Annotated in this window: 11 protein-coding genes; 5 read left to right on the top strand and 6 right to left on the bottom strand. The window is 59.2% G+C overall.

Going from position 1 to position 12056, the window contains the following annotated elements; all coding sequences use genetic code 11:
• Positions 1-17 precede the first annotated feature (17 nt).
• Both ACN082_RS01835 and purD read right to left on the bottom strand, forming a co-directional pair.
• Positions 18-944 (bottom strand): phosphoribosylaminoimidazolesuccinocarboxamide synthase, encoded by a 927-nt coding sequence (locus ACN082_RS01835; RefSeq protein WP_419099144.1) that lies wholly within the window; start codon positions 942-944, stop codon positions 18-20.
• A 93-nt stretch (positions 945-1037) separates the two neighbouring features.
• Entirely contained in the window at positions 1038-2315 is a 1278-nt protein-coding gene (gene purD, locus ACN082_RS01830) for a phosphoribosylamine--glycine ligase (RefSeq protein ID WP_419099143.1), read from the bottom strand.
• A 124-nt stretch (positions 2316-2439) separates the two neighbouring features.
• On the opposite strand from purD, the gene ACN082_RS01825 reads away from it, so the two are divergent.
• The 5 genes from ACN082_RS01825 (at position 2440) to purM (ending at position 7265) form a co-directional block, all read left to right on the top strand.
• A complete protein-coding gene (locus ACN082_RS01825; RefSeq protein ID WP_419099142.1) occupies positions 2440-3438 on the top strand; it encodes an asparaginase in 999 nt (332 codons plus the stop codon).
• Positions 3438-3833, top strand: a complete 396-nt coding sequence (locus tag ACN082_RS01820; protein ID WP_419099141.1) for a sterol carrier family protein — start codon at positions 3438-3440, stop codon at positions 3831-3833. Before ACN082_RS01825 ends, ACN082_RS01820 begins: the two co-directional genes overlap by 1 nt.
• Before the next feature lie 41 nt (positions 3834-3874).
• Positions 3875-4246, top strand: coding sequence for a hypothetical protein (locus ACN082_RS01815; RefSeq protein WP_419099140.1), 372 nt, complete (start codon positions 3875-3877; stop codon positions 4244-4246).
• A gap of 146 nt (positions 4247-4392) precedes the next feature.
• Positions 4393-6123: an amidophosphoribosyltransferase gene (gene purF / locus ACN082_RS01810; protein ID WP_419099139.1), complete on the top strand. Its 1731-nt coding sequence runs from the start codon at positions 4393-4395 to the stop codon at positions 6121-6123.
• Positions 6123-7265, top strand: a complete 1143-nt coding sequence (gene purM, locus ACN082_RS01805) for a phosphoribosylformylglycinamidine cyclo-ligase (protein ID WP_419099138.1) — start codon at positions 6123-6125, stop codon at positions 7263-7265. Before purF ends, purM begins: the two co-directional genes overlap by 1 nt.
• A 57-nt stretch (positions 7266-7322) precedes the next feature.
• Here the strand turns inward: purM and ACN082_RS01800 are convergent, their stop codons facing one another.
• The 4 genes from ACN082_RS01800 to ACN082_RS01785 all read right to left on the bottom strand — a co-directional run bounded on the left by ACN082_RS01800 (position 7323) and on the right by ACN082_RS01785 (position 11958).
• Positions 7323-9092, bottom strand: coding sequence for a glycosyltransferase family 4 protein (locus tag ACN082_RS01800; RefSeq protein ID WP_419099137.1), 1770 nt, complete (start codon positions 9090-9092; stop codon positions 7323-7325).
• Positions 9089-10345: a glycosyltransferase family 4 protein gene (locus tag ACN082_RS01795; protein WP_419099136.1), complete on the bottom strand. Its 1257-nt coding sequence runs from the start codon at positions 10343-10345 to the stop codon at positions 9089-9091. Before ACN082_RS01795 ends, ACN082_RS01800 begins: the two co-directional genes overlap by 4 nt.
• A 230-nt stretch (positions 10346-10575) precedes the next feature.
• Positions 10576-10782 carry a DUF3073 domain-containing protein gene (locus ACN082_RS01790; protein WP_419099135.1) on the bottom strand — a complete coding sequence of 69 codons (207 nt, stop codon included), beginning with the start codon at positions 10780-10782 and terminating at the stop codon, positions 10576-10578.
• Positions 10783-11022: 240 nt separating this feature from the next.
• Complete coding sequence (locus ACN082_RS01785) at positions 11023-11958, bottom strand: Sir2 family NAD-dependent protein deacetylase (RefSeq protein ID WP_419099446.1); 936 nt, start codon at positions 11956-11958, stop codon at positions 11023-11025.
• Positions 11959-12056: the final 98 nt, after the last annotated feature.

Below are 12056 nucleotides of genomic sequence, written 5' to 3'. Positions count from 1 at the left end.
CCCTGTAAGCCGAGCCGCTAGGCTACAAACTCCTGCCCGGTCAGCCGTTCGAAGGCTTCAATGTAGCGGGCACGGGTCTTTTCCACAACATCGGCGGGTAGCTCCGGCACGGGGCCAAGGCCATCCCAGCCGGATTCTTCGCTCTTGAGCCAGTCGCGCACATACTGTTTGTCGAAAGATGCCTGTGGGCGGCCGGGCTCGTAGTCTGTGGCATCCCAAAACCTCGATGAGTCGGGGGTCAGGACCTCATCACCCAGGGTAATTTCGCCCCGGTAGGAGTCTGTGCCAAATTCAATCTTGGTATCGGCCAGAATGATGCCCCGTTCACGGGCAATTTTCTCGGCGGTTTCGTAGACGTAGAGGGTCAGCTCCTGCAGGCGGTCAGCGATAGCCTCCCCCACCTCTTGATCGAGTTCCTGGCGGGTGATGGGTTCATCGTGCTCCCCTACTTCGGCTTTGCCGGTGGGGGTAAACAGGGCCGGTTCGAGACGGGAGCCATCGACCAGTCCGCTAGGTAGCTCGTACTCATTGACCTTGCCGGTCTTCTGGTAGGAGGCCAGCCCGGAGCCGGTCAGGTATCCACGCACGATGCACTCTACCGGGAACATGTTCAGTGACTTACAGATCATAGCGCGACCAGCAACAATCTCGGGGACATCGGTGGAAAGCACGTGGTTGGGTACCCCCTTAAGCTGGTCAAACCACCAGAGGGATATCTGGGTGAGAATCTTCCCCTTGTCAGGGATCTCGGTAGGCAGTACCTGGTCAAAAGCGCTGATGCGGTCGGAGGCAACCACCATCACGGCACCGGCACGTAATTCAGCATCGTCTTTAAGGTTGATACCTGTGACATCCTGGGTATCTTCGGCGGGGATATATAGGTCGCGTACCTTGCCAGAGTAAACGTGCTTCCAGCCTGGAATATCAAGAGGGGTATGGTTCATCGCGTTCTCCTGTGGGTGTGCATGTGGGGTAAATGAAGCTATAAAGGAGTGACTGCCCGCCGGTGGGTACGGTGGGCAGTCACTCGCAGCAGTTTAGGGGGTGGGAATGGTGATCCGGTTTTTGACAGCGGCCAGGGCAATATCGGTACGGTATTGAGCGCCTTCCCACGAAATCTCTTGGACCCCAGCGTAGGCGGCCTGGCGTGCTTGATCAAGGGTTTCGCCCAGGGCAACCACGGCTAAGACGCGGCCACCGGCAGTCACGGTCTCGCCGTTCACGCTGGCTGTGCCCGCGTGGTCTATGTGCACGTTCTCCAGGGCGGCGGCCCTTGCAAGGCCGCTAATGGGGTCACCCTTGCGCGGGGTATCGGGGTAGTTCTGGGAGGCAATAACAACGTCCACGGCGCTCCGGGGGTCCCAGTCAAGCGCGAGGTCAGCGGGTAGCTCACCCTTAGCGGCGGCAAGAAGTAGAGCACCGAGCGGGGTGCGCAGACGGGCTAGAACGACCTGGGTTTCGGGGTCGCCAAAGCGGGCGTTAAACTCAATGACCCTGATACCGCGGCTGGTAGCGGCTAGACCGCAGTAGAGTAGGCCCACAAAGGGGGTTCCGCGACGGGCCATCTCATCGACGGTGGGCTGGGCGACCCGTTCAATAACATCTTCAACAAAGCCTTCGGGGAGCCAGGGCAGTGGGGTGTAGGCACCCATGCCACCGGTGTTGGGGCCACGGTCGCCGTCAAAGATTCGCTTGAAATCTTGGGCTGGGGACAGGGGCAGGCAGGTAACACCATCTGAAATGACAAACAGGGAGACTTCGGGGCCGTCCAGGAACTCTTCAATGACTACGCCACCTCCGGCGGCAAAGCAGGATTCGGCATGAGCCAGCGCAGTATCGTAGTCATCGGTGACCACAACGCCCTTACCTGCGGCCAGGCCGTCATCTTTCACAACGTAGGGGGCACCAAAAGAGGTCAGCGCTGATTCGGCTTCTGCCCGGTTAGTTGCAATGTGAGCCATAGCGGTCGGCACACCGGCACTTGCCATGACTTCTTTAGCGAAAGCTTTAGAGCCTTCAAGCAGAGCAGCAGCTTTGGAGGGGCCAAAAACGGGGAAGCCCTGCTCGCGCAGAGCATCGGAGACACCGGCGACCAGGGGCGCTTCGGGACCAATAACCACTAAATCAACGGCCAGATCGGTCGCAAGTGCGACAGCTGCCCGGGGATCATTAGCATCAATTGCGTGAACGGGGACATCGGCTGCAATCCCGGCGTTACCGGGGGCTGAGTGAATCTCAGTGACAGCAGAATCTCGTAGGAGAGCTCGGATAATTGCGTGTTCGCGACCGCCAGGGCCCAAGACCAAAACCTTCATTCTTTTAGGCTACCGGCTAGGTCACGTTTTTATATACCTTTCAGGGCTTTCCTACCACATATTGAGCGGGTTTTTTCATATCCTGGCCTCACCGCTCGCTAGGACTGCCCGCTACACTTGAACCATGCACACTTTTCAGGCCGGTAGCGCAGCAGAACTCGCAGTCATTACCCGAGGCAACTTTATAGAGTCCAGGCATGTGGGCTCCCTGGTGGTGCTCTCCCCCAGCGGTGATACAGCCCTGGCCTTGGGGGCACCGGAGGAGCTCATCTACGCGCGGTCTGCCCTCAAACCCTTTCAGGCTATTGCCTCAATGAACGCCGGCGCTGAGCTTCAGGGCGCACAGATTGCCCTAGCTTCAGGCTCCCACACCGGCTCCTTTGAGCACATGACGGTCGCCCAGGGCATCTTGGCCGAGGCCGGCCTGAGCGCAGATGACCTGCTCTGCCCGCAGGCCTGGCCCACCGATGAGCCCAGCTACCAGGCCCTCCTGAAAGCGGGTCACGGCAAACAGCGCCTGGCCTTTAACTGTTCCGGTAAACACGCCGCCTTCCTGTGGGGCTGTGTCAAGTCGGGCTGGCCTACCGAAGACTATCTCTCCCCCGATCACCCCCTCCAAGAGCTGGTAATGCGCACCATTGAGCAGTTCACCGGCGAGGAACCCCAGCACATTACCGTGGACGGGTGCGGTGCCCCGCTCGGTGCAACTTCTCTCACTGGCCTAGCACGCGCCTACAGCGCTCTGGGTTCAGCGGTGGAGAACATTAAGGCCGATGCCCGCGCCGCCACCGTTGCCACCGCAATGGTGGACTACCCCGAGTACGTCCACGGCCATAACAGCTCCGATACCCTTTTGAGTCAGGCGCTCGATGCCGTGGTCAAGCGCGGTGCCGAAGGCGTACTGGCTATTGGACTGCGGTCCGGGGCCTCTGTTGCTCTGAAAATCTTGGACGGTTCCAACCGTGCCGCTCCCCTGGCCGCTGTCCGGGCCCTCCAAGCGGCAGGCTATATCGACCGGGAACTTGCGGACCGGGCTGTGGCCGCAACAACTTTCCCCATTACCGGTGGTGGCGCTGCCGTGGGAGCCATCGAACCGGGCAGGGCTTTTGAGGGACTGCTCTAGTGGCTATCCGCCGCAAAATATCGGAGCAAAACGGTGCCGCCGCCCTGGCCCAGGTACGGTTAGCGCTCACCACAGGCACAAGCGACGGTGAAAGAACTCAGGCCTTTGCCGCCCTACCCCGGTCGGTGCGGGCCACCGCTGTCCGCTATTCCCTAGAGGAACTGGCCACCCTGGCACCGGGAAATTCGGTTGAGGTACGCGTTCCCCCCTACGGGGTTACCCAGTGCATTGCCGGGCCACGGCACACCCGCGGCACTCCACCCAACGTGGTCGAAACAGATGCCCACACCTGGTGTTGCCTTGCTCTGGGGCTGGTCCGCTGGGAGCAGGTTCTTTCTAAAATTTCTGCTTCGGGTTTACGATCAGACCTCAGCGAGCGCCTGCCCATCTTCTAGCCGCGCTCCCGGAAAGATAAACCTTGGTATCGTTGGTGTCTATGAGTCTTCTATCTAAATTCCGTCAGCCCACCGAGCCGCAGGCTCCCCTTACTGAGCAGGATAAGCAGGCCGCCCCCGGCCAGCACTTCTCACCGGCCACAGCACCTGAGCGCGCCCAGCTTACTGTGCGTAGAGCTCCCTCCTTGCCTGCGTTCGCTATTACCGGTCTGCTCATTGGCCTGGTTGTTGCTTTTGTGGTTACCGCGCTGGGCCCGGAGAACCCTAGCTACACCTTTGCAGCGGTCTTTGGGGTCATGGCCGTTATCTTTGGCACCCTCTGTACCGCAGCAGCCATCGGCCTGGCTCTCTTGCTGGAGCGTCGTTCAATCCGGCATACCACCACCTACAAAGCTATCAGTACCAAAGACTAAGGGTTTCTTGGCGACACTCTCTTCATAGATGTAGATACCTGTTATCACCTAGGTCGCAGACAGGTACACTAGGAATGTTCGCTCGCTCACGTTTATCCCAGGCGTGAAGGCGAGATAACCACCACAGAAGAGATGGAAAATCCACCTTGGCTCGTCCTGACGGAAAGCTCTCCTTCGACCTGGACCCTGTAGACCACGGCCCCAAAGATGAATGTGGTGTCTTTGGTGTATGGGCTCCCGGCGAAGATGTCGCAAAACTTACCTACTACGGCCTATATGCCCTCCAACACCGAGGCCAGGAATCTGCCGGTATCGCAACCAGCGACGGCAAGCACCTCAGCGTGTATAAAGATATTGGTCTGGTATCCCAGGTATTCGATGAGACCACCCTCAATGCTATGCAGGGGCATCTATCCATCGGGCACTGCCGTTACTCCACTACCGGTGGCAATATCTGGCAGAACGCCCAGCCCACTCTAGGGGATACCCCGCACGGGACCCTGGCCCTGGCCCACAACGGTAACCTGGTAAATTCGGCTGATCTCTACGACCGACTCCTGGCAAAAAATGGGGGTAAGCGCCCCGAACGTGGTGAACTGGCCCAGGGTAACACCACCGATACTGCGCTTGTTACGGCGCTCCTGAAAGAACACAGCTTCGAGAGCTTAGAAGAAGCGGCACTGGACTTACTGCCCACCCTGTCGGGGGCCTTCTGCCTGGTTTTCATGGACGAACAGGCCCTATATGCCGCGCGTGACCCGCAGGGGGTCCGTCCTCTGGTCTTGGGTAGGTTGGATCGAGGCTGGGTCATTGCCTCTGAAACTGCCGCCCTCGACATTGTGGGCGCCTCCCTGGTGCGAGAAGTCGAACCCGGTGAGTTCATCACCATTGACGAGGACGGTTTACGTTCCCAGCGGTTTGCTTCAGCTCAAGCCGCCGGTTGCGTCTTTGAGTATGTCTATCTGGCCCGCCCCGATACTACGATTGCCGGTCGAAGCGTCTACGAATCCCGGGTGGAAATGGGCCGCCAACTTGCCCGTGAACACAAGGTTGAAGCTGACCTGGTCATGCCCACACCGGAGTCCGGTACCCCTGCGGCTATTGGCTATGCCCAGGAGTCTGGTATTCCTTTCGGTAACGGCCTGGTCAAAAATGCCTACGTTGGCCGTACCTTTATTCAGCCCTCTCAAACTATCCGGCAGCTGGGTATCCGCCTTAAGCTGAACCCTCTGCGTTCGGTGGTTGAGGGTAAGCGCCTGGTTGTTATTGATGACTCGATTGTTCGTGGCAATACCCAGCGCGCCCTGGTACGGATGCTACGTGAGGCAGGAGCCAAGGAGGTTCACATTCGAATTTCTTCGCCTCCGGTCAAGTGGCCCTGCTTCTACGGTATTGATTTCGCTTCTCGCTCTGAACTCATTGCTAACGGGCTGACCATTGATGAGATTCGTCAGTCGCTGAGTGCTGATTCCCTGGGTTATATCTCCGAAGATGGCATGGTTGCAGCCACCGAGCAGCCCCGCGAGCGCCTGTGCACTGCCTGCTTTACCGGTAAGTATCCTATTGAGCTTCCGCATGAGGACCGACGCGGTAAATCTATTCTGGACAAGGTCGCCGGTGGCCCCCTAGCAGGAACTGCTGCTGAGGTGACGGTAGAACGCCCAGTAGCCCATAAGCCTGACCACGCCCAGGCTATTTCTCTTGAGACTCGGGCCGGGTCCCGTTCACTGGAAAAAAAATTTGAGGATCCGGCCCAGCAGTCGCAACCTGCACGGCCAGGCTGCGAGCCCGGCCCCGACGCTGAGCTTGAAGATTTGGTACTCCCCCAAGACACACGCCCTGCCGCTGAGTGCGGCACCGACCGAGAGGCAGGCTGATGAGCCAAAATCAGAACGCAGTTACCTACGCTTCGGCGGGGGTTGATGTTGAAGCGGGTGACCGCGCCGTTGAACTCATGAAAGACGCTGTTAAAGCAACCCACGGTGCCGGTGTAGTAGGCGGCGTGGGTGGCTTTGCTGGCCTGTTCGATCTCTCGGTGCTCAAGGGCTATAAGAAGCCCTATCTGGCAACCTCCACCGACGGTGTGGGTACCAAGGTTGCTATTGCGCAGAAGCTCGATATCCACCACACCATTGGGCATGACCTGGTGGGCATGGTGGTTGATGACATCGTGGTAACCGGTGCCAGGCCGCTCTTTATGACCGACTACATCGCAACCGGCAAGGTTGTGCCCGAGCGTATTGCCGATATTGTGCGCGGTGTGGCTGAGGGCTGTTCTTTGGCGGGTACCGCCCTGGTAGGTGGTGAAACCGCTGAGCACCCCGGCTTGCTGGCTGAGGACGAATACGATCTTGCCGGTGCTGCGACCGGCATCCTTGAAGCCGATGAGCTCTTGGGCCCCGACCGGGTGCGCGAGGGCGACGTCCTGATTGCTATGGCGTCTTCCGGTATTCACTCCAACGGCTATTCACTGGTGCGTAAGGTGCTCTCTCTTGCGGGCTGGGAGTACCAGCGGCAGGTCCCCGAGCTGGGCCGTACCCTGGGTGAGGAACTTCTGGAGCCTACCCGCATTTACACTGCTGACTGCCTGGACCTGATTGAGGCTTTCCCCGTCAACGGTGAGGACGGCCAGACCGGTTCCGGTATCCGTGGTTTCTCGCATGTGACCGGTGGCGGCTTAGCCGCTAACCTGGCACGCGTTCTGCCGGTAGGTACCGTGGGTATGGTAGACCGCTCCACCTGGGAGATTCCGGCTATCTTCCGCCTGATCGGGGAACTAGGATCTGTGCCCCGGGCGGACCTTGAGCGCACCCTCAACCTGGGTGTGGGCATGATTGCCGTGGTTGACCCCTCGGTGGCTGATGCCGCTCTTGCCCGACTCAACCAGCGGGGTCTGCCTAGCTGGGTGCTGGGCACCGTTGAGGCCGACACCGGCCAGCACAGGGATAACCCCGACTATGTGCAGGGCGCTAAGGGCGTAGACGGCGGTGCCGCCGTGCTCCTTGGTTCCTACCGCTAAACACAGAATGAAATGGCCCGGAGCTTGTGTTCAACCTCCGGGCCATTGTGAGCATTTTTAGGAGTCAGTCAGCCGATTATAGATTCCTTGGACGGTACGGGCGTTCTGTGCCCAGGTGCGGGTTCGAGCAAAAATACGCCCCTGCTGGGACATACCCCGGCGCAGGTCCTCATCAGTTGCCAGAGCGCACAGTTGCCGGGCAAAAGAGCCGGGGTCCCCTGCACTGGCGATTAGGCCGGTGGGTCCGGTCACCCGGTTCTCAACAAGTTCGGTCAGCGGGGCTAGGTCGCTCACAAGCAGAGGCCGGTTCAGCGCCATAGCTTCAATGGGTTTGAGCGGGGTGACACTCTGGCAGACCCTATCGCGGGTTCGGGGCACAGTAAAAACGTCGAGAGCCTGGTGGGCTGTGTAGGCGGTGTGTGGGTCTACTTTACCCAAAAAGACGGTGTATTCTTCTAGGCCCAGGGAGCGGGTCAGAGCTTCAAGACGCACCCGGTCACTACCGTCACCGGCCAGCATCAGCCGCGCGTCAATACCCTGCTGGCGCACAACCGCTAGCGCCCGGATGAGGGTATCGAAGCCCTCATAAGGCACCAGTGAGCTAACCGAGCCGTACCAGAAGCCCTCAGCGCTCAGCCCCAGTTTCTGGCGGGCCTGAGCCGGGGTCAGGTCAAGGTCAAAGAGGCTCTCATCAACGCTGTTGGGAACCACCGTGATTTTTTGAGGCTCCAGGCCCCGTTCCACCAGGGTACGCTTCATGGTCTCGGAGAGAGTAATGAGGTGGTCAGCGGCCTGCATGATCTGGGTTTCCCGGGCACGGGTGAGAGCGAACCGTTCGCTGGCGGCGGCGCTCTCGCGGCGTGCCTCAGGCTGGTGGGAAAGCCAGGTTTCTTCCAAGATACCGCGTACCTCGTAGACCCAGGGGATATTCCAGTACCGGGCCAGGGATCGAGCCACCAGCCCGTTATGGAAATGGGTGGTGGTATGGATGAGGGCTGGCGGGTTATCCGCGTAGCTGTAAGCTAGGTGCCTGACCCACTGCTCGATTTTCTGGGGCTGATACGACGCCAGTTTCCAGGGTAGATGACGCCGGTAGGTAATACCTTCGACCCTTGCGGTGGGGAGGGCATCGAGCTTACCGACGGTCACGGGGTAGCCGGTGCGGGTCTCTGCCCGCAGGTTTACCCCGCGCTGCGCCAGGGCGGTCAGTAGGCGGTGGGTTCGTAGGGTGTAGCCAGACTGGGTTGCAGGTAGAGAGTTAGTAATCAGGTGCAGGGCAAAGGGTCTACGACCGGGCCGAGCGGCGCCGGTAGCCGGTGAGTTTTCGTTCAGCTGGGGAAACCATGTTTCTTGCAGGAGGGTGGCCTCAGCTGCGAGTTTTTTAGCCAGTCTTTTCTTTCCGCTGGTGTTTGCTATCGCGCATGCTTCGGTCAGACGACCAGCCGACCACAGCGCCCGCGCCAGGGTAACCGGGGGCAGGTTCTTGTCGTGTTCCAGGTCAACCAGGTTGGCAGCAGCCAGTACCTCCCAACCCAACCGGGTGCTGATACTATCTGCGCGTCTTTGCCCTGCCCGAAGGCGCTGTTCTGAAAGCGCCAGTGCTTCCTTATCCCCGGTCATCAGTGCGCCCATGGCTTGGGTTCCCACCCAGGGTGTACGGCTCAGACCGGTACCCAGAAGCTGACGGGGGCCAGCGGGGAGCCGCCGCGAGGCTTGAACCGCAAAAACGGCGGGGTCTGTGCCCAGGGCACCCACACTAATACGGACGGCAAGAGTCGCATTCTTTGCCAGGTAGGCTAGCTGTGATGCTCCTTGTGGCAGGCTCATGAGTGTGTCCTGCCTGTCTCTACCGCCTTTTCGAGCACCGTGAGGTAGCGCTGGGCTAGCTGGTCGTAGTTATAGTTCTTGAAGATAAAGTCACGACCTGCATGACCCACCTGGAGCAGTGAACGATCGGTTGCCAGGCGGCACCACAGGTCAGCCAGTTCCTGAGGGTTCTCAGGCTCTACCAGGGCACCTACCCCCACCGCTTGCATAATGTCAGCAGCTTCGCCGGTGACCAGGGCTATGGGAAAACGGGGCACGGTCAGCAGTTCATACAGTTTGGAGGGTACGGTGCGTTCAAAAGCCGGGGTATTTTTGAGCGAAACAATCGTGGCATCGCACCATTTATAGTTTTTACGGACCTGCGAGCGGGGCTGTAAAGGCTGGAACTTGACGGGTAGGTTCCTTGCCCTGGCGTAGTCCTGGAGCATCTGCCGTTCTGCTCCCTCCCCCACAATACGGAGTTTAAAGCGGGTCTCGGGTTGGGCTTTTTGGGCCAGTTCTAGAGCCTGCAAGAGGGTGATAAGCCCCTGGGAACGACCAACCGTCCCAGAATAGAGCAGACGGAGTTGCCCTGGGCGTTGGGGGGCCGGATCTATCCTGCTGTGAAACATAGTTGGAGTGACCCCGTTAGTGATAGTTACGACCTCCTGCATGTTGCGCCCACGCAGTTTTCGGGCGAAGCGGTGAGTAACGGTAACCAGTACGTCGGCCTGCCGCTGCGCTCGGGTAAAGGACCGTGAGAAGCGGCGCTTTACCCGCTCACGCAGGGCGATACCACTGATTTCTTGGCTGGGTCTGGCCACAATATCGGGCCAGGCATCGCGCAGTTCAAGAACCAGGGGCACATGCAGAAGCTTTTTAATAGCGATACCGGCGTAGGCCGAAGGCAGCCCCGGGACGGTTGCAACAACAACATCGAAGCGATCCCCGCCGAGAGCCAGGATCAAGGCTTTACCCACCGAGCTGGTAGCGGTAATAATCTGATCAGCCAACCGGGTTACTCCAGAAGGACCGTGGAGAAGATAGGGAAGACGTAAGACACGCTCCCCATACTTACCCCGGTGAATACGCGGAGTATCCCGGTGCTTTTCACGCAGGAATCGGCTGGCCTCCGCATCCGGGTAGTGGGGCGGCGGACAGAAAACGGTCACCTGGTGTCCTGATTTCTGCCAGCGTTTTACCAGAGCCGACCAACGGCGCTGAGGCGCACCAATTTCGGGCGGATAGTAGTGCGTAACGACAAGTATTTTCATTGAGATGATGTGTGCTGGGTGTGGTTGGCCAAGGGCGATTATTGGGTCTGTAACTACCTCAACTGTACCCCTTTTAAGCCCTCCTATGCCTGTCAAAAACCCTCGTCTTGCCTCTTCTCCTTGGGACAGTACTTCCTGGGGGCATAAAATAAAAGGGCCTGCTAGCATTTGCTGCCAGCAGGCCCTTTAGGGCTGGGTGAGGTAAGAACCCGCATCATAAGGAGGCGGTCTTACTTCTCCAGGTATTCATCGGCGTACTTATCCACATAATCCGAGTAGTCGTCCTCATCATCGTAGTGATGAGCAGACGCCTTAGGCTTGGATTTGCCACTTGTTCTCAGTTCACGTTCGAGTGCCGTGTAATCAGTATCGGGGCTGAAATATTTCATCTCCCGAGCCTGCCGAGTTGCTTTAGCCTTTTGACGGCCGCGCCCCATGGCGAGACCCCCTCTTTATCGCTCGTATCTGGCTACCCATCCGTGCTCAAGGGAGAACCAGAAAATCTTTCAGTCTTTTCCGTATACAAGGGTACCTTGTTTTAAGCATATTTGCTTGTCTGTTCGCCCAGTGAGATGTAAGAAGCATAAAAAATAGGGAAGAGCCCTCATATTACGAGCTACTTCCACCCAGGAAGCTCACCCTTTTACGCTCTAGATTCAGAGATTTAGTCTCCAGAGTTAAGTGAGTCTTGAGGAATTGCCCCTGAGCAGATAAAGCGCTTCTGCAAGGTCTTCGCGCCAAAGATAGGTTGCGCGGCGATCAGCGCGGCCCGGTCCGCGGTTAATGATGGCCAGGGGCTTTCCTGCGCGGACGGCATCGAGGGCTATCTTGTAGCTACTCATGACGGCCAGGGACGATCCGAGTACGAGCAGGGAGCGGGATTGCTCTAGGAGGTCTTGGACACGGGTTTTTCTGGTGGCGGGGACGGGTTCGCCAAAGTAGACCACGGCAGGTTTGAGGCGGGTGGAGCCGCAGGCAAGGCAGCCGACCATCTGAAAGTCGCGGATAAAGGTAGCGTCTAGGTCTACATCACCGTCGGGGTTGACCTGTAGGGAAGGGCCGGTGACCCGCTCAAGGTAGCCTGGGTTAGCGTCGTTAATGCGAGCATCAAGGCTGGTGCGGGCTTCTTGGGCGCCGCATTCGAGGCATTGGATGGTGGAGAGGTCTCCGTGGAGCGGGAGCACGGTGCGGCTCCCGGCAGCGGTGTGCAGGCCGTCTACGTTTTGGGTGATGATGCCGGTGAGGTGCCCGTTGTTTTCGAGCTCGGCCAGTAGGTAGTGGGCGGTGTTGGGGTGGGCGCGGCTCATCTGCCGCCAGCCGACGAAGGAGCGGGCCCAGTAGCGGTGGCGGGCTTGGGGGTCGTAGAGAAATTCTTGGTAGGTCATGGGCCGGTGGTTGCGCAGTGATCCGGCGGGGCCCCGGTAGTCGGGTATTCCTGAGCCGGTAGATATGCCTGCCCCGGTCAGGGCCAGCACTGCCCCGTCGGTAAGGAGTTCCTGGATGCCCCGGCAGGCAACTTCGGGGTCGGTGGGCGGGGTAGTTTCGTGGACGACCCGTTCGATAGAGCGCAGGGCGGCGGCGTGGGTGGCAGCGATGTGGGCCTGCTCGGTCAGGTGGGTGGGCTCGCCCGCGTAGCGGGTATCGAGTCTTTCTCCCCGGTGATGCGGTTGGTTCTCTCTCACTCTTCCAGTGTAGGTGAGTATCTCCGCAG

The organism is Rothia sp. CCM 9417, from assembly GCF_048513575.1.
Taxonomy (GTDB): Bacteria; Actinomycetota; Actinomycetes; order Actinomycetales; family Micrococcaceae; genus Rothia.
The sequence above is the reverse complement of the archived record's forward strand: the minus strand, read 5'-3'. Positions and strand labels throughout refer to the sequence as shown.